Here is a 19803-nt window from a genome sequence, read left to right as displayed (position 1 = left end):
TGGTTTTCGACGCAGACTAAGAAGGAATTTCTAAGCCCACAAGCGCAAAATCCTGCGCGCTCAATGATTTCACAATCACTGGAAGTCGAAGGCGCTGAGGCCTGCCACCATCTCGTCGAGCCCGAGCGGTCTCGTCACCGGCGGCTCGGCCCGGGAAAGGCATCCACGCCGCTCGCAAAGGCGACAGGCTGGACCGACTGCGACCGGCTCGAGCGCCATCGCCTGCCCATAGACCACGCCCTCGCCAAGGGCGGCATCGCAGCCGATCAGGATCGCGGTGCGTCTGACCCTTTCGCCGAATTCGACGCTCGGTCCCCCCAGGGTGCGGGCGACCGTCAGGAAGGATGCGCCGTCAGGCATGACGACCGTTTCGGCGAGGATCTGGCCCGGCTGCAGGAAGGCGGCATGGATATTGAGCTTCGGACAGCCGCCGCCGAAACGGGCCTGCGGGAAGCCCTGGGCGCCTGCCCTGCGCAGCCGGTGGCCGGCGGCATCGATCTCGATCAGGAAGAAGGGAATGGCGGCCGCGCCCGGGCGCTGCAGCATGGCAAGGCGCGCGGCCGCCTGGCCGAAAGAGACGCCGAAGCGCGCACGCAGAATATCGATATCGTAGCGCGTTGCCTTCGCCGCCGAAAGAAAGGCCTCGTAGGGCATTGCAAGCGCCAGCGCGGCGATACGGGCAAGCTCGAAGCGAGCGATGCGGCGCGCCTCGGCGGAGGAGAGCGAGAGATCGGCGAGTTCGGCATCGATTGCCGGCAGCAAAGCGAGAGTCGCGGCCTCGATTGATATCTCATGCGCACGGTCGGCCTGTGACAGGCGCTCCGAGATGAAAAGCCGCATCGAATGGCGATCGAAACGGCGGCGCAGATCCGGCATGACGTGGACGGGCAAGACACGCACCGCGATGCCGCGCTCGGAGCGCAGCCAATCCTTCAGCCCGGCGGCAAGATCGACGCCCCGGGGCAGCGTGGCGGCAAAGGCTTCCGCCGCCGTCTCGATCTGTCCGAAATAGCCGGACCTACGCTCCAGCGTCTCGCGCACCTCGTCCAGCGGCAAGCGGCCGGCGGCGACCGGCGCATGCCCTTCGGCGGCCATCAGCGCCGTCAGATCGGACAACCTTGCCGCCTGCTCGCGATAGGCGCGGTAGAGCTTGATCATGCCGCTCGCGGCATTGGGTGCGGCCTCGGCCACCTCCACCAACTCCTGATCACCCGGCAGCTCGCCCAAAAGCAGTGGATCGGCAAAGACCTCCTTGAGCTGGCCGAGACTGCCGCCGGTCTGCCCCCGCAACTCTTCCAGATCGACCCTGTAGACGCTTGCAAGCTTGAGAAGGAGCTGCACCGTCAACGGCCGCTGGTTGCGCTCGATCAGGTTCAGATAGGACGGCGATATTTCCAGCGCTTCGGCCATGGCGGTCTGCGTCAGCGCCAGCGCATTGCGGATGCGCCTGACTTTCGGGCCTGCGAATATCTTTCGTTCCGCCATGTCACACCCTTTGACAGGAAGGAGCGCTCATATTTACAAAATTTTACAAATTCACAGCGCCACTCTGTCAATCCTCCTCATCTTAACCTCTTTCCACTCCGGAAATCAAAGGTTTTTCTGGTCATAGCGCGTCATATTGTCAATCTTGTCACGCAGCAGCCTTTATCAAGCTTTTAGTCAGGAGAACAGCATGACGGATTTTTACAAGCTTGTCCCAAACGCTTCAGCCGATCGTTTCGACGGCATCGACCGACCGTACTCGGCCGATGACGTGCAGCGACTGAGGGGCTCGGTGGCGCTCAGCCATACGCTGGCCGAAATGGGGGCGGACCGGTTGTGGCGGCTTCTGCATCAGGAGGATTTCGTCAATGCGCTCGGCGCACTTTCCGGCAACCAGGCCATGCAGATGGTGCGCGCCGGGCTGAAGGCGATTTATCTCTCCGGCTGGCAGGTGGCGGCCGACGCCAATACGGCGTCGGCGATGTATCCCGACCAGTCCCTTTATCCGGCCAATGCCGGTCCGGAACTTGCCAAACGCATCAACCGCACGCTGCAGCGCGCCGATCAGATCGAGACCGCGGAAGCCCAGGGGCTCTCCGTCGAAACCTGGTTCGCGCCGATCGTTGCCGACGCGGAAGCAGGCTTTGGCGGACCGCTCAACGCTTTCGAAATCATGAAGGCCTATATCGAGGCCGGCGCTGCTGGCGTGCACTTCGAGGACCAGCTCGCCTCGGAGAAGAAATGCGGCCATCTCGGCGGCAAAGTGCTGATCCCGACGGCCGCCCATATCCGCAATCTCGACGCCGCACGGCTTGCCGCCGACGTCATGGGCGTTGCAACGCTCGTCATTGCCCGCACCGACGCGGAAGCGGCAAAGCTCTTGACGTCAGACATCGACGAGCGCGACCAGCCCTTCGTCGACTATGATGCCGGGCGCACGGTCGAAGGTTTCTATCAGGTGCGAAACGGCATCGAGCCCTGCATCGCGCGCGCCGTCGCCTATGCGCCGCATTGCGATCTCATCTGGTGCGAGACCTCGAAGCCGGACCTCGATCAGGCGCGGCGTTTTGCCGAAGGCGTGCACAAGGTTCATCCCGGCAAGCTGCTCGCTTATAATTGCTCGCCCTCCTTCAACTGGAAGAAGAACCTCGACGAAGCGACGATCGCAAGGTTCCAGCGCGAACTCGGGGCGATGGGCTACAAGTTCCAGTTCATCACGCTCGCTGGCTTCCACCAGCTGAACTACGGCATGTACGAACTGGCGCGCGGCTACCGGCAGCGGCAGATGTCGGCCTATTCCGAGCTGCAGCAGGCGGAATTCGCCGCTGAGGTCAATGGCTATACCGCCACAAAACATCAACGCGAGGTCGGCACCGGCTATTTCGACGCCGTGTCGCTCGCCATCACCGGTGGTCGGTCTTCGACCACGGCGATGCACGGCTCGACCGAACATGCGCAGTTCAAGCCGGCTGCGGAATAACTCGAAGAGGAGGAGAAGATCATGGCATCCATTACACGCGTCAGAGAACGGGCCGAAGAGCAGGCAAGCAGCATGAGCGAGGATCAGCAGACGACGATCCGCATGCTCGCCAACGACCTGCATCGGCTGAACCAATCGGTCATGAAGGCCGTCGAGGCTGGCGTCTCGGTCGAACTGGTGCGCTCGGCCCGTCATCACGGCGGCGACGGCCACTGGGGCGACCTGCTGATTCCGGTCGTCGTCACCAACCGGCATTGACCAAAGCCGGCCGGCGGGCCGACGGTGGCGGCCCCGCTGCTCAATCAGAGCGCCTGCAAGTCGGAGAGACGGGCGGGCGTTCATCCTTTTCGAAAGCTCATCCGATTTAGGCTTGTGCGCGCCACTGCTCTTCGCAACTTGTCGCAATTGTCACCGCCGCCTATTCGGCGTTCCGGGAAATGACCGAGCCGATAGGCTGGCGGCCTCGACAGCTGCGCATCGTTCGTATAAAAATATTTTTCAGAGTTAGAATTTTTCTGGCAATTATCACCAAGGCGAACCATGGCGTCACGTATTGCAGTAACACAGGATGCGGATTTCATCGTGAAGGCCTATGCAACGTCCTTCGGGTTTACGGTGCAACAGACTGAAGCCTATGTGGGCAAGGTGGGCCTCGAAAATTTTTATATCGCCGACCATGAGGATAGGCCGGCGGCGGTCTTCGCTCTCATCACCACCGGGCACTGGTTCGGTGGCAGAGCCGTGCCAGCATGCAACATTGCACATGTGGCCATTCTACCCGAATACCGCGGCATGGGTCTCGCAGATACCATCCTGGAGGATGCGGGTGCGATCGCTGCCAACAGAGGCGCTTTTCTCACAACCTTGTTTGCATCAACCCGCCCCGTTTATCGAAGAGGTGGATATGAATTGGCCGGATCGGAAATCATCTACGAAGCGGAAACGTCAGAGCTTTATAAAATCAAGGAAAAGTACCGTTGCCGGGAGCTGACGCTATCTGCCGCGCTGCCGACCTTGGCCTCTATTCATGAGCGACAATGCGTGGTGGAGGCAGGTAATCTGCAGCGTAGTGCGGCACAATGGTCCCTTCTTTTGGCGTGGCCGGATCCCCCGACATCCATTTACGTCTTCGACGAGGACGAGGACGTTGCGTATGTGATCATCGATACGAGCAATCCCGAATGTATGATCATCCGGGATTGGGCGGCGCTGTCCGGACGGGCGGCTCGGTGCATATTGCGGTTTTTGGGGACATTCTCGACCGTATACCCGCGGGTGCGGTGGCACGGTTCGGCGCAGGACAAGTTGGTTTTCGCGATGCCGGACAAGGGATGGCGTCTCGTCCACCAGGAGGAGTTTCTAATGCGGGTCCTTTCCGCAAGGGACGCGCTTCTGGCGCGTGGCTACAACTCAGTGACCGAGCAGGTCACGTTGGAGATAATGAAGGGCGAACAGGTCGAGACGCTATCGCTCTCCATCGAAAACGGCACACCGTATTGCCGAACGCATGAAGCCGGCTTACCCATCGTGAAAATCGCAAGTGAACATCTTGCAACACTCTATAGCGGCTTTCGCTCCGCGAGTTTTCTTGCAAGAGCAGGGTGGATAAACGGTGATCGTGATGGCGTAATGGCATGCGACCGCATATTTTCCGGCCCGCCCCCCTGGGTCGGAGAACATTTTTAAGGACATCACGTGAATCCGACACCGCATATGGCTCTCGTTGCGAGTATTCGCTCACGCGCTCCGAATATGACGCGCGCGCTGCAGCGTGTCGCAGATTACACGTTGGAAGACCCGCAGGCGGTACTTTACAAAAGTATCACCGAACTTGCAGAAGACGCGCAATCCTCCGAAGCCAGCGTGATGCGGTTCTGCCGTGAACTGGGATTCACTGGGTTCCAGAATTTCAAGCTGGCTTTGGCGCAGGAGTTGGCGACACAGAGCCAGACCAGCGTCCCGATATCAACGGGAGATCCGGTTCAGAATCTTGTGGAGACCGCAAGAACGGCCCTCGATGAAACGGAGCGGCTGCTCGATCGTGGCATAATACAAGCCGTAGCCCAGGAATTGCTGCAGGCAAAACACATCGAGATTTTTGGCGTCGCCGCTTCGGCGATCACAGCGCAATATCTGGAATACAAGCTCGCACGCCTGGGTGTACATTCCCATATCGCCCGTGACGCGCATCTCGCAACTATGGCCGCTGCCACCTCAAATCCCGCTGATGTCTACTTCCTGATTTCAAGTTCGGGCTCGACCCTTGATACGGTCAAGATTGCCGAGCTTGCGCATGCGAGGGGCGCACGCGTGATCGGGATCACCAATCGATCGAAAAGCCCGTTGGCAGCCACGTGCACGCATGTGCTGTTGGCATCCTGGCCGGAGACACCGCTTACCGGGGGCGCCTTTCCCTCCAAGATCAGCCAGTTACTGATTGTCGATGCTCTGGCGTCCTATATGACGATGGCTGAGCCGGACCGCCTTATTACCATTCTCGACACCGCCCAAAGCGTTACCGACCGCAACGTTTAAGACCCCTGCGAGCACCCCTTTTTCGCCGGGTTGATTTCTGCTCTTACGGTTTGACGGAAATTTTCATCATAAATAATTTCTTGACGGTTTATTTCACTGGGATACCGTGAACTCGAATTTGAGACGAAGGGTATTGGAACTTGAGCATCCTTGAAGCCTTGCGCGGAACACTTGCCGTTTCCTGTCAAGCGGCTGACGGCAGCCCCTTGCAGCCGACAGATCACATTGTGGCACTTGCCAAGGCGGCGGTGCTGGGTGGCGCGAAGGCGGTTCGTATCGAGGGCGTCACAAATGTGTCCGCCGTGCGAAATGCCGTCAGAGTCCCCATCATCGGCATTACCAAGATCGAGCATCCGGATTCAGAGATTTACATCACGCCGACGCTGGAGGACGTTCGCCAGCTTTGCGAGGCGGGCGCAGACATTGTGGCGTTTGACGCCACGGCGAGACCAAGACCCTACAGCGTCGCTGCCCTTGTCGAGGCGGTGCATCAGGCGGGCCGGATCGCCATGGCCGATATCAGCACCTTGGAGGAAGGGCGGGCGGCGGTTGCCGCAGGTGCCGACTTCGCGGGCACGACCCTGTCTGGATACACGCCCTATTCGCCACAGACCGAGGCGCCGGATTTTAAGCTGATGGAAGATCTTTTCCGCGCGGGCATCCCGTTTGTGGCCGAGGGCCGCATCTGGGAACCAACCGATGCACGTAGAGCCATCGAATATGGCGCAGCGTTTGTCGTGGTCGGTTCTGCCATCACCCGTCCCGATGTGATCACGCGGCGGTTTGCGGATGCTGTGGCCGGTGCGCGCACAACGCCTGAATTCAATGGAGAAAGCAGATGACAAGGAAATTTCGTGTTGCCGTGATCGGAGCCGGCTTCATGGGCTCTATGCATGCTTCAATTTTCGCAAACGAACCCCGCGCTGAACTCGTCGCCGTCGTCGATAGCGACATCGGACGCGCCGCTGCGCTGGCAGGTGAGTTGCGCGGCAACGTCAAAGCCTACAGCTCCCATCTGGAACTGCTGGCTGCCGAAGAGCTTGATCTGGTCAGCATCTGCACCCCGGATCACCTTCATCTCGATCCGGCGCTCGCCATTGCGGCAAAGGGCATAAATCTCTTCGTTGAAAAGCCGATCGCCTCGACCATGGAAGATGCAGCCAAGATTGTCGCGGCGTGCAAGGCGGCGGGCGTCAAGCTGGGGGTCGGCTATCTGCTTCGGTTCGACCCACGCTACTACAAGGCGCGCGAACTGATTACGTCGGGCAAGATCGGCACGCCTATTCACATCTATGCCCGCCGCAACAGCGCACGAACCGAAGGCCCCAAGCGCTACGGCGGCACCTTGCCGCTCGCACTGCATGTCACAGTGCATGATGTCGACATGGTGCTTTGGATGCTTGAGGGTCAGACTCCGGTTTCCGTCTACGCCCAACAGACTGACATTCTCCTCGGATCGCTCGGCACGCAGGATACGATCGCGGCGGTTGTACGCTTCTCGGGCGGAACCGTCGTGACGTTTGAAAGCGCCTGGTCATTGCCTGCCGGCGCTCGCCACATGATCGACGCACGCCTGGAACTCATCGGCACCGAGGGTTCATTCGAAGTGCAGTGCGGCGATAGCGGGCTTTATTTCGCAGACAACCAGACATCCCGCGACATCGACACCCAGCATTGGCCGATCGTCGAAAATCGGGTTGGCGGCGACCTCAAGCTCCAGCTTGCCAGCGTTCTCGAATGGCTCGACGGCGGTCCCTCTCAGGTGGCCAGCGGCGAAGAAGCCATTCGCTCGTTGGATTTGACCCGAGCCCTCATCCGCTCGGCGGAAAGCGGCGAGGTGGAGAGACTCTAGCGCATCATCGATCAAGCAATTCAACGCAACGCATGGACAGTTCAAAAAAAGGGGAATGACATGAAACGACGCCAACTACTTGCACTCACGCTTGCGCTTGCGACCTCTTCGGCCTTGCCGGCAATGGCGCAGAACGCCGATCAGCCCTATGCGGGAACGCATATTGCGGTTCTGATGGAAGGCCACCCGACCACCGACGGCATCCAGAAGCTGTTACCGGAGTTCACCAAGGAAACCGGCATCGAGGTGGAACTCGAGGTCATCCCGGAATCCGACATCACCGCCAAGATGCTCCTGGAGTTCTCCTCCGGCTCTGGCCGCTACGATGTCGTCCAAAACAACATCATCTATATTCCGGGCTTCGTTAAGGCCGGATATATCGATCCACTCGACGATCTGACGAAAAAGCTGCCCAAACATCTGGACCGCGCCGATTTCGTGCCCGGCTACCTCAACACGAATATTGTCGACGGCAAACTCTACGGCCTGCCGGTTTACGGCGAGAGCACGTTCCTGATGTATCGCAAGGATCTGTTCGAGCAATACGGTCTCACCCCGCCGAAGACTTTTGACGAGGTTATCAGCGCCGCCAAGACCATCAAGGAAAAGTCCAACGGCGAGATCGCAGGCATTACCATGCGTGGCGCCCAAGGTATCCAGAACGTCTATGTCTGGGCGGGCTGGCTATGGGGTTACGGCGGCGAATTCCTCACCAAGGATGGAAAATCGGCCCTTGGAACACCAGAGGCCGCCGCCTCACTCGATGCCTTTGCAAAAGTCCTACGCGACTACGGTCCCGTCGGTGCTGCCAATTTCGGTTGGGAAGAAAACCACGTTCTCTTCCAGCAGGGCAAGGCCGGCATGACAATGGATGCAACGGTCAACGGAGCATTCAACGAGGACCCGGCTGTGTCATCAGTGGTCGGCAAGGTTGGCTACGTGCCGGTTCCCATACAAACCGACGCATTGAAGGGTGGCTCATCGTCCCTCGCTGTGCACAGCCTTTATATCACGTCCGCCTCCGCCCAGAAAGAAGCAGCATGGCTGTTTGTGTCGTGGGCAACGGCGAAAGAGCAGCAAATCAAGTCGTTCAGCATCGCGCCCAACTCCGGCGTCACGTCTGAAGCTGCGTTGAATTCGGATGAATTCAACAAGCGCTACGGAGCCTTCAAGGAAGCGATGCTGGCTTCGATCAAACAGGGCAATCCGCAATATCTGCCGACGGTTACGGCTGCGAACGAAATCATCAACAATGCTGGTATCGCCGTATCCAAGGCGCTAGCCGGCACCGCTTCGGCAAAGGACGCACTGGCGGAAGCCAACACGGCCAACGACGCAGCACTCGCCCGCTAACAAACGGGCGCCACGTCCGGATTTCCGGACGTGGCTACACCGCGGGGATCATTATGTTCAACGACACAACGAAGCTTTTCTATCAGCCGGTGATTGCCTTTTTCGGCGCGGTCTCGGTGGTCATCACGATCTATGTCGTGTGGCTGACATTGCACAATATCAGTCTGATGCGGCCAGGGCAGGAACAGTTCATAGGGCTGGACAACTACGTGCGGCTTCTGCTCGACCCACGTGGCCTCAATGCTCTCTGGCGCACGGTCCTCTTCACCGTGCTGGCCACGACCATTGAACTGATCATCGGCCTTTTCATCGCCTTGCTGCTCGACCGGGAATTCCATGGCAAGAGGATCGCGCGAGCTATCATGCTCGTGCCCATCGTGATGACGCCCATCGTCGTCGGGCTGACATGGCGTTTCATGTTCGACCCGTCGAGCGGCATGGCGAATTACCTCCTGTCCCTGCTTCATCTCGGTCCGGTCGATTGGCTTGGCAACCCAAACGTCGCCTTGTTCTCGGTCATGATTGCCGACATCTGGCAGTGGACACCCTTTGTCGTACTCTTGACGCTGGCATCACTGGAAGCGCTGCCGGGCGATCCGCAAAACGCCGCGCGTGTCGATGGCGCCCGGGAGTGGCAGGTTCTCTGGCACATGACCTTGCCGGCGCTTCACCGTGCGCTTCTTGTCGTCGCCCTCATCCGCGCCATCGACAGTGTGAAGACCTTTGACATCTTCTACATCATGACCCGCGGCGGACCAGCGTTGTCGACGGAAACACTCAACCTCTACGGCTATATTTCGGCATTCACCAATTTCGACATTTCCTACGCCCTGACCGTTGCGATGGTGTTGACGATCTTCACCAATGTCGCGCTGCTGTTGCTGTACAATCTGGCCTTCAAGGCCAAAGCACGGGGAGCTTCATGATGCGCAAAATGGCCTTCTATATCGCCATCCTCGTTCTCATCGTGGTCGTGCTGTTTCCGCTCTACTGGGTGGTCGTCACATCGGTAAAGACGACGAAGGACGCCTTTGCGATCCCGCCGGTTTGGTTCTTCGAACCGACCTGGGAAAACTACCAACGCGTTCTCAACAATGGCGTCTTCATTCGCGCCTTCATGAACAGCGTCCTTATCTCAATTACGGCAAGCGCCATATCGGTCGCGATCGGTGCGCTTGTCGCCTATGGGCTCGTGGCACAGGAAGAACCGGTGCGCCGCAGCAATGAAAAGTTCGTGCTGAGCCTCAGGATAGCACCACCCCTGATCTTCATCATTCCCGCGTATTTTCTGGCCGCGCAGTTGAAATTGCTCAACAATCACTGGGTGATCATTGCGGTCTACGCCTTCATCAATGTGCCCTTTGCCATATCGCTGCTCATCACCTTCTTCGAGGACATACCGAAGGAGTTGCGCGACGCGGCAAAAGTCGACGGCGCGCGCGAACTGACGATCTTCTGGAACGTGTTCCTGCCGGTTGCCAAGGGCGGCATCGTCGCGACGATGATCCTGTGTGTGCTGTTTACATGGAATGAGTTCTTCATCGCCCTCGTCCTGACCGGGCGGGACACCCAGACATTGCCCGTCAGTATCACGTCGTTCCTGACTTTTCAGGGGGTGCAGTGGGGACCGCTCACGGCAGCCGCAACGCTTGTCATGCTGCCGATGCTCGTTCTCGGCATGTTGGTTCAAGGCCAGGTCGTACGTGGCATGTCACTCGGAAGTATAAAAGGATGACCGGCATGATCCAGGCCAGCAAGCAGTCGCTTTCCCTACGGAAAATCACAAAATCCTATGGCCCGATCTCGGTGCTGAAAGGGATTGATGTCGAGGTCGATGAAGGCGAGTTCGTCGTCCTTCTCGGCCCCTCCGGCTGCGGCAAATCCACCCTGCTGCATGCGATCGCGGGTCTGCATTCGATCGACTCTGGAGAAATCGTGATCGAGGGTCGACCAGTGACACACATCCCGACACGGGAGCGCGATGTCGCAATGGTGTTCCAATCCTATGCGCTCTACCCGAACATGACGGTTGCGCAGAACATCGGCTTTCCGCTCCGGATGCGCAAACTCTCGCGTGAGACAATTTCGCAAAGGGTGTCGGAGGTCGCACGCCTCTTGCAAATTGAACCGCTTCTCGAGCGGAAGCCGCGCGAGCTTTCGGGTGGCCAGCGCCAGCGTGTTGCCATCGGACGGGCTCTTGTGCGCGACCCGAAGATTTTCCTCTTTGACGAGCCGCTGTCGAATCTTGATGCGACGTTGCGTGTCGAGACACGCGCCGAGATCAAGAGACTGCACGAGCGCGTCGGAAAGACAATGGTTTATGTGACCCACGACCAGATCGAGGCCATGACACTAGCGACCAGAATTGTCGTGATGAACAAGGGCGATATTCAGCAGGTCGGCTCGCCCTATGAGATCTATCACAAACCGGCCAACACCTTTGTGGCCCGGTTCGTCGGCTCGCCGTCCATGCAGTTTATCAGCGGCCGCCTTGTTATGGATGGGACCGCAGTGATCTTCACGGATGGAAAGGATTGGAAACTGCCTCTTCCGCTCCCAGGACTTTCCGAAGGCATTTCGGGAGACGTCATTCTTGGTGTGCGGCCGGAACACATAAAGCTGGCCCGTCACGATGAGGAGGGTCATGACGCCATCGTCGACCTGGTCGAGTCGACAGGCCCTGAGGACAACGTCACTTTATCGATCAACGGACAGACGGCGACAGCCAGGCTGGAAACCGGGAGCACCGCCCCTGGGCAGACGATCAAGGTACAGATAGCGGCCGAGAAAGCGTCCCTTTTCGACGCCGCGACTGGACAGCGCCTGAATTGAACGGAAAAACCATGGAAATCATCGTCAAGGATACAGTCGACGAAGCCTCTGCCATCGTCGCGGAAATTCTGATCCGGCAAGTCGAAGAAAAGCCGGACAGCGCGCTCGGCTTGCCGACGGGAGCGACGCCGCTTGGGGTGTACGCTCGTCTGATTGAGGACTTTCGAAACGGCCGTGGTTGCTACAATCGTGCCCACGCCTTCAATCTTGATGAGTATCTCGGGATTTCGGGCACCGACACTGCATCCTATGCCTTCTACATGCGTGAAAACCTGTTCCGGCACATCGATTTCATGCAGAGAAATATCCATATTCCGGACGGTTCAGCTGCGGATGCGAGCGCGGAGGCCACGCGCTACGAAACGCAGATTGCAGCGCGTGGAGGCATCGACCTGATGTTTCTCGGCCTTGGCCGCAACGCCCACATCGGCTTTAACGAACCGGGATCCCCGCATGACACCCGCACCCGCCGGGTTGCGCTGACAGCCTCGACGATGGAAGCCAATGCGCGCTATTTCGCACCGGGCTCACGCCAACCCACGCATGCCATCACGATGGGAATCGGCACTATTCTGGAATCGCGGAGCATCGTTGTTCTGGCGACCGGTATCGACAAGGCCGGCGCAGTTGCGGCAAGCCCTGCAGGGCCAATAACAGATGCCATTCCCGGCTCCGCGCTTGCACGCCATGCCCATACGACCATTGTGCTGGACAGGGACGCCGCCCACGAGCTTGATCGCATACTGGCGTTGGAGATTAACGCGTGACGAGGCCGGTGCTTGCCATCGATATCGGTGGAACAAAAACGATGACGGCGCTCGTGTCGGACGCCGAGGTCCTTGATGAAATGACCGTTCCAACGCAGCGTTCTGAGGGACCGGATACCTGGCTCGCCAATGCCCACGCTGCCGCAGAGCGTTGGCATGGTGAATATGATGCAATCGGCCTTGCGGTGACCGGCTTCATCCGCAATGGGCTTTGGTCGGCCATGAATCCTGAGACATTGGGAATACCTGAAAACTATCCTCTGGTTGACAAAACCTCGGCCTTGTTTGGCGCGCGCACAGTAGCGATGAACGACGCTCAGGCGGCGGCGTGGGGTGAGTATCGGTTTGGCGCCGGGTCTGGTGGCGATCTGGTTTTTCTGACCGTATCGACGGGTGTCGGTGGAGGTATCGTTATCAACGGTCGGCCACTTGGCGGTCTCGCCGGGCATTTCGGGCTGACGCAAAATTTTGGTGGCAGTTCCACCTATCTGGAGGACCAAGTGTCCGGGCGCTGGATGCAGGCAGAAGCGGCGCGGCAGGGATTTGGCGACACGTCCGCCCGCGACATTTTTAACGCTGCGCGGAACGACGAAACTTGGGCGAAAGCGATCGTTGGACGATCGGCACATGGGATCGCCATGCTTTGCCGGGATATTCAACTTATACTTGATCCCGCAGAGATTGTGATCGGCGGCGGAGTCGGCCTTGCCGAAGGTTATCTCGATCTCGTTCGCGACGTCAGCATTCAAATCCCTTCCGCCATAAGATCGAATATAGTGCCCGCTAAACTCGCTGCACGGGCTGGAGTCATCGGAATTGCCAATCTTGCAAGCCGAGTACTTCTGCCAGACGGTCATGCGAAGTGACAATTTCATTAGAACAGGATGTCGTCCGAAAACAGCTCACACTTTTCGGCATCATGCTCTAGCCGCGGCTCGGTCGTTTTCCGGCGAAGAGATCGGCATAACTTTTGATCAGCTTGGTCATGCGGTCGGCGACCGTCCGGATCTCCGGGCGGTGGCGGTCCTCGGCATTCATGACGATCCATTGCCGGTGGCGCAATTCCGGCAACTCGCCGCCCTGGCGCTGCAATTCGGGATGGAGATCGCCGACGAAACAGGGAAGTACGGTCTTGCCGGCGCCGGCGCGCACCAGATCCGGCAGCGAGCGCGGCCGATTGACGGTGGCGACGATCCCCGCTGCCGCATGGGCGTGCGGCCAGCGCAGATAGGCCGATATCGCCTCTTCCTCGGCGACGGCAATCCAGCGCTCGTCGGTCTCGGCGGCATTGCGCCTGACATAGACGGCATAGGCCACCTCCCCGAGTTGACGTGCGGCAAGATTGGCCTCCTCGGGCTCGAAGGCGCGAATACCGATATCGCTTTCGCGATAGGCAAGGCTCGCTCGCGCCTCGCCGATGGTGAGCGAAATGGCGAAGGCATCGCCCGGCACGCGGATTGCGGCGAAATTCTCGGTCAACAGCCAGGCGAGCCAGGTGCCGGCGGCGACCCTGACGGTCGTGGCGCCCTCGCCGGATTGCCGCCACGCCGCCACCTTGCGGGCGGCGGCCTCCATTTCCTGCAGGTGATCGAGCAGCGCCTGGCCATCCTGGGTCAGACGATATCCGGTCTGGCTGCGCGAAAACAATGCGCGGCCAATCTCTTGCTCGAGATCGAGCATGCGCCGACCGACGGTCGCAGGACTGAGCCCGCTTGCGGTGCTTGCCCCCGTCAGCCCGCCGAGCCGGGCCACCTGCAGGAAAAGCTGATAGGAATCCCAACTCGCATTTTTCATGGATGAAAAACATAGCGGGATTTTTCCCGTTTATAAAGAGAAATTCGACGCCTAGATCAGGTGATGTCTTACATAGGAAAGGACATTGTCATGATCGACATGCTCACCATCGCAGGCACCATCGGCTATCGGCACTATCCCCAGCGAAGCGATGGCAAGGCGGAAGAGGACAAATTCTATGCCGAGTTCGGAAACAATAGCCTTATTGGCTTTGCCGCCTGGCTGACGTCGCTCGACCTCCACCTCGGAAGGCGGCGCAAGGGCGCGGCGCAATCCCGCAGTGGCAGCGGTTGCGCGGTTCAGGCGACTCTTCTCGCTCCGAGATGAGCCGGTGCCGATTCTGCGACGATGCGGAACCGCTCGATCAGCGCCATCAGCGTATCGGCCTCGCCAGCAAGCAGGCGGCTTGCCTGCGTCGTCTCGGCAACCATCGCCGCGTTCTTCTGGGTCATCTGGTCCATGGCGTTGACCGAACCGTTGACTTCCTGCAGCGCGGCCGACTGATCGCGGCTGGCGGTGGCGATGGTCTCGACATGGCCACTGATCGCGATGATCTCCTGGCTGATCGACGCAAGGACGCTGCCGGTCTTCTGGACCAGTTCGGACCCTGCCGTCACTTCGCGGCTCGATGTCTCGATGAGCGACTTGATCTCGCGCGCCGCATCGGCCGAGCGCTGGGCGAGTTCGCGGACTTCCTGGGCGACGACGGCAAAACCCTTGCCCGCCTCGCCGGCCCGCGCCGCCTCGATGCCGGCATTCAGCGCCAGAAGATTGGTCTGGAAGGCGATGTCGTCGATCACCTCGATGATCTGCTCGATACGCTGCGAGGCCTGCTCGATGCGATCCATGGCAGCAACGGCATCGCCGACGACGGCGCCCGAATTGTCGGCCGTCTTCTTGGTCGCAGCCACGACATTGTTGGCTTCACGGGCACGCTCGGCGGACGAACGAACCGTCACGGTAATCTCTTCCACCGCGGCCGCAGTCTCCTCGAGGTTCGCTGCCTGGGCCTCGGTGCGTTTGGAAAGCTCGCCGGCAGAGGCGGAGACGGCGCCGCTGTTGCGCTGGATCGTCGCGGCGCTGTCACGGATACCGGACAGCGTATCCTGGAGCCGCAAGAGGGAAGCGTTGAAATCGACGCGCAACTGCTCCAGCCGGCCGACGAAGGGAGTGCCGATCGTCTGCGAGACATCGCCCTGCGACAGGCGCCCGAGTCCGGCGGCAAGCTGGTTAACGGCAAAGTCGATCTGGCCGTCGAGCGAGCGCTTGTCGGCATCGTTCCTGGCGCGTTCGGCATCGCTCAAGGCGCGCTGTTCGCCAGCCTGGGTTTCCAGGTCGCGCCTTGCGCGGGCACTGTCGCGGAAAAGCGCCAAGGCCCGGCCGATGTCGCCGAACTCGTTCCTCTTTTCGACACAAGGGATCGTCCCTTCGAGATCGCCCGCGGAAATCGAGTGAACGCTCGCGGTCAGCGCCTGCAAAGGCTTCACCGACAGGCGGATCGCATAGAAGGCAAGAACACCGACGAGCAGCATGACGATGCTGCCGACACCGAGAACCAGCATCTGCAGCTCATACATGCGCTGGTAATAGACCTCCATCGGAATGCCGATGAAGAGAATGCCGACATTGGCGTTCGCGGCATTCTTGATCGGGAAATAACCGGTCATGAACTTGCGGCCGAAAAGCTCCGCCGGACCGTAATAAGCCTCGCCCCTGGCAAGAACCGGCTGGGCGGGGTGCTCGGCGACCAGCTTGGTGCCGACGGCACGGTCGCCGTTTTCCTTCTTCACGTTGGTGGATATGCGGACGTAGTCGCTGCCCTGCTTTTGGAAGATGGTTGCAACGCCGGCGATCGATTGTGCGGTGCGGTCGACGAGCGAATGGTCGGCGAGGGCGGGAATAGCGTCTTCCGTGACAGTGGAGAGCTGATTGCCCTTCAGCTCGATCTTGGCAGCCTGATCGGCCGCACCGTAGAGAACGGCCATCGCGCGGGTGGCATCCCTGGCGTCGGAGACAGCCCCGTCCATGACATGATGGCTCAGATTGTAATAGGTCACGCCGACGATGGCGGCCGTGCTGATCGCCAGCAGAAACAGCGTGATCGCAACGATCTGGCGTACGATCGACGTAGAGAAAAGGCGCAGCATCGAGACCCCCGGGAGATAGACCAAGGTTAAATTAGACTAAAAGCGTTAAGGAAGATTCTCCGTAAATCGGGGTTGTCGGAGGTATTCATCGGTCTCGTTTTCGGACGGATCATCTCTGCGTGATCGCCGCGCTCGCAATCCGACCGATCGCGATTTCTGCGAAATAGATAGAAACGGCCCCGGAAAGTCCGGGGCCGTTCGAATAAGACGGGTCGGTCGATGATCAGGCGGCGCGATAGATCGGCGCACCGGTGGCTTCGCCGTCGATCTTGAACTGCTGGATGAGCCTGCGCAGCGAATCGGCCTCGTCGGCCAGTTCGCGGCTGGCGGCAGTCGTCTCCTCCACCATGGCGGCGTTCTGCTGCGTCATCTGGTCCATCTGGTTGACTGTCGCGTTGACGCTTTGCAGCGCGTTGGACTGGTCGTGGCTAGCGCGGGCGATCATCTCGACATGCTGGCTGATCGTGACGATCTGGGCGCTGATCTTGGCGAGCACCGTGCCGGTCTCCTGCACGAATTGCGAGCCTGAATTGACCTCGTTGGTCGACTTGTTGATCAGCCCCTTGATCTCCTGCGCCGCGGCTGCGGAGCGCTGAGCCAGTTCGCGGACTTCCATCGCGACCACCGCAAAGCCCTTGCCGGCTTCACCGGCGCGCGCTGCCTCGATGCCGGCGTTGAGCGCCAGGAGGTTGGTCTGGAAGGCGATCTCGTCGATGACGCCGATAATCTGCTCGATCTGGCGCGAAGCACCTTCGATGCGGGTCATCGCGTCGATCGCATTGCTGACGACGACGGCGGAATCGTCGGCGCTGCGCTTGGCCTGGCGGACGATCTGATCGGCATCCTTAGCGCGTTCGGCCGACGAGCGGACCGTGACGGTGATCTGGTCGACGGCGGCCGCGGTCTCTTCGAGCGAGGCAGCCTGCTGTTCGGTGCGCTTGGAGAGGTCCTCGGCCGACTGGGCCATCTGGTTGCCGTTGCCCTGGATCAGTTCGACATTGTCGCGGATCTGGCTCATCGTCGCCTGCAGGCGCATCATCGAACCGTTAAAATCCTGGCGCAGTTGTTCGAGACGGCCGATGAACGGCGTTTCGATCGTCGTCGAGATATCGCCCTGCGACATGCGTTCGAGGCCGGCGGCAAGCGCATTGACCGCGAATTCGATCTGACGATCCATCTCGCGCTTTTCGGCGTCGTTGCGCTGGCGCTCGTGTTCGGCGGCGGCGCGTTCCTCGTCGCTCTGCTCCTCGATGCGGATCTTCGAGATGGCATTTTCCTTGAAGATGCCGAGCGCGCGGGCCATGTCGCCGATTTCATCGTGGCGCTGCTCGCCGGAGATGCTGGTATCCAGTGCCCCTTCGGCGATGCGGCGCATGGCGCCGGTAATATGGCTGATCGGGCGCTGCAGCGTCAGCACAAGGGCAATGCCGCCGAGGATGGACAGCAGGATGCCGAGACCGGTGGTCATGACGGAGATGCTGTTTGCCTGGGTGCGCTCGGTGCCGGCCGTCTGCTTCTGCAGTTCGGCGAAATCGGTCAGCTTTTTCCAGATCTGGTCAAGCTCCTGGCGGGCCGCGGCATAGGCCGCGACGCGCTGGCCGATCGTGTCGACGATCTTCGAACCGCCGCCGGAGATGACGTCCAGCGCCGGCTGGATCGCGCCGGATATGCCTTCGGCAAAGCCCATGCCCTTGGCGCTGGTGACCAGCACCTGCATGTCCTTACCGAGCGTGCCGGCCTGCTGCTGCAGCCGCACGAGATTTTCCTTGCTGGAATCGGCGAGAAAGTCGGAAAGAACGATCTGAAGCGAATAGACCGAATTTTCGAGACGCCTCGTATCCTGCAGGACCGAGTTGGCCTGGGCAATCCGGCCGTCGAGCGCGGCAAATTCCTGCGTCGCGTCACGCATTTTCTGCGTCGCGGTCAACTGCGTATAGGTCGCGGTCTGGCGGAAGCGCGAAACGAGACGGCCGAGTTCGGTGGCGGTCTCGTCGGTCGGATTGGGCGTCTGGGCGATCGTCTTGATGCCGTCGATGGTCGCAGCCAGCGCGTCGACGACATTCTTCTGATTGGTCGGAACCGAGATGGCGATCAGACGCTGCGATTTGATGATCTCAGGCATCTGTTCGTTGATGAAGGCGATCTTGTCCTGCGGTGTCTGCGGCTTGCTGAAGCCGCTGGCGACGGTGCCGAGAAAATCCCCGCCCTTCAGCAGGCGATCAGCGGTGCGAAGGGTAGCGGTGGCGGCACTCTCATCGCTCTGGACCGTGTTCTGCAATTCCTCGGCCTGGTAGGACACGGTGAAACGAGTGCTGATCACGCTCTTCTGGGCGGCGTCGATCTGCTCATGCAATGCCTTCTCCTGCTCGTGCAAGGCCCACAGCTTGTCGACGACGCCCGAAATCTCCTTGGTGCGTCGCGATGCCTCCGCAAGGCTGTCGCGGCCGGCGGCCTCGTCACCAACCTGGTTCAGCGTCTGGTCGAGCACACCTTGCTGGGTCTTCAGATCCGCGATCAGCTTGTCGCGCGCCTCAGGGCTGGTGACGCGCAGGAAATCGTCCATCGAACCGTAGAGATCTTTGAAGCCGCTCAGCGACTGCAACACGCTGTTGGATATTTCCATGCGGCCCTGCAGAAGTCCCGAAGCGTAGAGGCCGGTCAGGCCCACCGCCGAAATGGTGACGACGAAAGGCAGAACGAAGATCAGAACCTTCGTCTTGATCCTGAAGCGGGAAAGAATCTTGTCAATCAACATGGCGTTCCGGGCCTTTCATACACCACTCCTCCCGCAGGCGGCCACATGGCGCCAGCCGGGTGCACATCGAGCTGTTCTTATTTTACATTGGGGAACCCGGAGGCCAGGCGGCAGTCATTGCCAATTCATGTCCAAACAACTTGGAGATGCCCAAATATTCGCGAGCAATTGTGTCAGATTAGATATTAATTTTCGGATAAGCGGTTATGGCGGGTTAAGCCAAGGCCGTGAAATAGTTACAAGTTATGGGCCGCGACGCCGCGGTGCGACAATGAGCATGTCGCAACGTTCGTTCCAGGTCTGCGGACAGGATCAGATGAAGTGCGAGAGCAGCAGCGCGAGGCTGGCGGCAGTGGCGCCGGCTGCAAGCATCAGATAGCGCAGGGCGACCATCCGGGCGTTCGGCTTTGCCTCGGCAATTGCGATGGCGCGGGCGCGTCGTGCGTTTCTGTTCATGGCGAAACCTCACTTCTCTGTGACACAACAACAATCCAACAAATCGGCTTGCCGGTAAAGCTTAATTTAGGAACGACCTTACAAACCGCCAATTGAGACAGGATGGCGCACCTCTATTAAGAAGTCTTGAATCGGCTTTCTAAGTGACCGTTCAAAAACAGGGCTGGTCTTGAGGAGTGGCTTAATAGCGGTGATCAGCTTTTGGACCGCACAATCGTTTAGGGATGTTCTGCGGGCCTAAACCGCCGCCCATCGAATTCAACTAAGACGACGCCGTGGAGGGAAGCCCAGCCGTTACCAACTCAGAGGTTAGGCCATTGTCACGAACTGCCAATTTTCGTTGATTA

General features: G+C 59.7%; 18 protein-coding genes. 13 read left to right on the top strand and 5 right to left on the bottom strand.

Annotated features, from left to right (window positions below; translation table 11 throughout):
- Window positions 1-75: 75 nt before the first annotated feature.
- Window positions 76-1485, bottom strand: coding sequence for a helix-turn-helix domain-containing protein (locus HFO71_RS08635; RefSeq protein ID WP_221987840.1), 1410 nt, complete (start codon window positions 1483-1485; stop codon window positions 76-78).
- Window positions 1486-1675: 190 nt separating this feature from the next.
- On the opposite strand from HFO71_RS08635, the gene aceA reads away from it, so the two are divergent.
- From aceA to HFO71_RS08575, 12 genes are all read left to right on the top strand, one after another.
- The gene (gene aceA / locus HFO71_RS08630; RefSeq protein ID WP_221987838.1) at window positions 1676-2965 is read left to right on the top strand and encodes an isocitrate lyase; all 1290 of its coding nucleotides are present in this window, start codon (window positions 1676-1678) and stop codon (window positions 2963-2965) included.
- Window positions 2966-2986: 21 nt separating this feature from the next.
- Window positions 2987-3223, top strand: coding sequence for an SMc00767 family acetate metabolism repressor (locus tag HFO71_RS08625; RefSeq protein ID WP_003545603.1), 237 nt, complete (start codon window positions 2987-2989; stop codon window positions 3221-3223).
- 282 nt (window positions 3224-3505) lie between these two features.
- Complete coding sequence (locus HFO71_RS08620) at window positions 3506-4651, top strand: GNAT family N-acetyltransferase (protein WP_221987836.1); 1146 nt, start codon at window positions 3506-3508, stop codon at window positions 4649-4651.
- A gap of 27 nt (window positions 4652-4678) precedes the next feature.
- Window positions 4679-5500: a MurR/RpiR family transcriptional regulator gene (locus HFO71_RS08615; protein ID WP_131664784.1), complete on the top strand. Its 822-nt coding sequence runs from the start codon at window positions 4679-4681 to the stop codon at window positions 5498-5500.
- A gap of 140 nt (window positions 5501-5640) precedes the next feature.
- Window positions 5641-6342 carry an N-acetylmannosamine-6-phosphate 2-epimerase gene (locus HFO71_RS08610; protein ID WP_221987834.1) on the top strand — a complete coding sequence of 234 codons (702 nt, stop codon included), beginning with the start codon at window positions 5641-5643 and terminating at the stop codon, window positions 6340-6342.
- Window positions 6339-7352, top strand: a complete 1014-nt coding sequence (locus tag HFO71_RS08605; RefSeq protein ID WP_221987832.1) for a Gfo/Idh/MocA family protein — start codon at window positions 6339-6341, stop codon at window positions 7350-7352. Before HFO71_RS08610 ends, HFO71_RS08605 begins: the two co-directional genes overlap by 4 nt.
- A 60-nt stretch (window positions 7353-7412) precedes the next feature.
- Complete coding sequence (locus HFO71_RS08600) at window positions 7413-8705, top strand: ABC transporter substrate-binding protein (RefSeq protein WP_221987831.1); 1293 nt, start codon at window positions 7413-7415, stop codon at window positions 8703-8705.
- 53 nt (window positions 8706-8758) lie between these two features.
- Window positions 8759-9631: a carbohydrate ABC transporter permease gene (locus HFO71_RS08595; RefSeq protein WP_221987830.1), complete on the top strand. Its 873-nt coding sequence runs from the start codon at window positions 8759-8761 to the stop codon at window positions 9629-9631.
- Window positions 9631-10440, top strand: a complete 810-nt coding sequence (locus HFO71_RS08590) for a carbohydrate ABC transporter permease (protein WP_131664783.1) — start codon at window positions 9631-9633, stop codon at window positions 10438-10440. The genes HFO71_RS08595 and HFO71_RS08590 overlap by 1 nt, the downstream gene beginning before the upstream one ends.
- The gene (locus HFO71_RS08585; protein ID WP_221987829.1) at window positions 10437-11537 is read left to right on the top strand and encodes an ABC transporter ATP-binding protein; all 1101 of its coding nucleotides are present in this window, start codon (window positions 10437-10439) and stop codon (window positions 11535-11537) included. The genes HFO71_RS08590 and HFO71_RS08585 overlap by 4 nt, the downstream gene beginning before the upstream one ends.
- An 11-nt stretch (window positions 11538-11548) precedes the next feature.
- Window positions 11549-12304, top strand: a complete 756-nt coding sequence (gene nagB / locus HFO71_RS08580; RefSeq protein WP_221987828.1) for a glucosamine-6-phosphate deaminase — start codon at window positions 11549-11551, stop codon at window positions 12302-12304.
- Between the two features lie 8 nt (window positions 12305-12312).
- Window positions 12313-13170, top strand: coding sequence for an ROK family protein (locus tag HFO71_RS08575; protein WP_338150477.1), 858 nt, complete (start codon window positions 12313-12315; stop codon window positions 13168-13170).
- A gap of 58 nt (window positions 13171-13228) precedes the next feature.
- Here the strand turns inward: HFO71_RS08575 and HFO71_RS08570 are convergent, their stop codons facing one another.
- Window positions 13229-14098 (bottom strand): LysR family transcriptional regulator, encoded by an 870-nt coding sequence (locus HFO71_RS08570; protein ID WP_025393197.1) that lies wholly within the window; start codon window positions 14096-14098, stop codon window positions 13229-13231.
- A gap of 90 nt (window positions 14099-14188) precedes the next feature.
- Here HFO71_RS08570 and HFO71_RS08565 point away from each other — a divergent pair, with 90 nt between their 5' ends.
- Window positions 14189-14425 carry a hypothetical protein gene (locus tag HFO71_RS08565; RefSeq protein ID WP_131642105.1) on the top strand — a complete coding sequence of 79 codons (237 nt, stop codon included), beginning with the start codon at window positions 14189-14191 and terminating at the stop codon, window positions 14423-14425.
- Here the strand turns inward: HFO71_RS08565 and HFO71_RS08560 are convergent.
- The 3 genes from HFO71_RS08560 to HFO71_RS08550 form a co-directional block, all read right to left on the bottom strand.
- On the bottom strand, window positions 14398-16245 hold the full coding sequence (locus tag HFO71_RS08560; RefSeq protein WP_168339379.1) for a methyl-accepting chemotaxis protein: 1848 nt from the start codon (window positions 16243-16245) through the stop codon (window positions 14398-14400). The two genes, HFO71_RS08565 and HFO71_RS08560, sit on opposite strands and share 28 nt — an antisense overlap.
- Window positions 16246-16468: 223 nt before the next feature.
- Window positions 16469-19000, bottom strand: coding sequence for a methyl-accepting chemotaxis protein (locus HFO71_RS08555; RefSeq protein ID WP_221987826.1), 2532 nt, complete (start codon window positions 18998-19000; stop codon window positions 16469-16471).
- Between the two features lie 312 nt (window positions 19001-19312).
- Window positions 19313-19456, bottom strand: coding sequence for a hypothetical protein (locus tag HFO71_RS08550; protein ID WP_012756101.1), 144 nt, complete (start codon window positions 19454-19456; stop codon window positions 19313-19315).
- Window positions 19457-19803: the final 347 nt, after the last annotated feature.

It is taken from the genome of Rhizobium laguerreae (genome assembly GCF_019778565.1).
GTDB lineage: Bacteria > Pseudomonadota > Alphaproteobacteria > Rhizobiales > Rhizobiaceae > Rhizobium > Rhizobium laguerreae.
Note: the sequence above shows the minus strand (reverse complement) of the source record. Positions and strands in the feature narration are given on the sequence as shown.

Bases quoted from the DNA above. Each gene is read 5' to 3' on its own strand.
- HFO71_RS08635 (WP_221987840.1), bottom strand. From the start codon at position 1,485: ATGGCGGAACGAAAGATATTCGCAGGCCCGAAAGTCAGGCGCATCCGC.
- aceA (WP_221987838.1), top strand. From the start codon at position 1,676: ATGACGGATTTTTACAAGCTTGTCCCAAACGCTTCAGCCGATCGTTTC.
- HFO71_RS08625 (WP_003545603.1), top strand. From the start codon at position 2,987: ATGGCATCCATTACACGCGTCAGAGAACGGGCCGAAGAGCAGGCAAGC.
- HFO71_RS08620 (WP_221987836.1), top strand. From the start codon at position 3,506: ATGGCGTCACGTATTGCAGTAACACAGGATGCGGATTTCATCGTGAAG.
- HFO71_RS08615 (WP_131664784.1), top strand. From the start codon at position 4,679: ATGGCTCTCGTTGCGAGTATTCGCTCACGCGCTCCGAATATGACGCGC.
- HFO71_RS08605 (WP_221987832.1), top strand. From the start codon at position 6,339: ATGACAAGGAAATTTCGTGTTGCCGTGATCGGAGCCGGCTTCATGGGC.
- HFO71_RS08600 (WP_221987831.1), top strand. From the start codon at position 7,413: ATGAAACGACGCCAACTACTTGCACTCACGCTTGCGCTTGCGACCTCT.
- HFO71_RS08595 (WP_221987830.1), top strand. From the start codon at position 8,759: ATGTTCAACGACACAACGAAGCTTTTCTATCAGCCGGTGATTGCCTTT.
- HFO71_RS08590 (WP_131664783.1), top strand. From the start codon at position 9,631: ATGCGCAAAATGGCCTTCTATATCGCCATCCTCGTTCTCATCGTGGTC.
- HFO71_RS08585 (WP_221987829.1), top strand. From the start codon at position 10,437: ATGACCGGCATGATCCAGGCCAGCAAGCAGTCGCTTTCCCTACGGAAA.
- nagB (WP_221987828.1), top strand. From the start codon at position 11,549: ATGGAAATCATCGTCAAGGATACAGTCGACGAAGCCTCTGCCATCGTC.
- HFO71_RS08570 (WP_025393197.1), bottom strand. From the start codon at position 14,098: ATGAAAAATGCGAGTTGGGATTCCTATCAGCTTTTCCTGCAGGTGGCC.
- HFO71_RS08565 (WP_131642105.1), top strand. From the start codon at position 14,189: ATGATCGACATGCTCACCATCGCAGGCACCATCGGCTATCGGCACTAT.
- HFO71_RS08560 (WP_168339379.1), bottom strand. From the start codon at position 16,245: ATGCTGCGCCTTTTCTCTACGTCGATCGTACGCCAGATCGTTGCGATC.
- HFO71_RS08555 (WP_221987826.1), bottom strand. From the start codon at position 19,000: ATGTTGATTGACAAGATTCTTTCCCGCTTCAGGATCAAGACGAAGGTT.
- HFO71_RS08550 (WP_012756101.1), bottom strand. From the start codon at position 19,456: ATGAACAGAAACGCACGACGCGCCCGCGCCATCGCAATTGCCGAGGCA.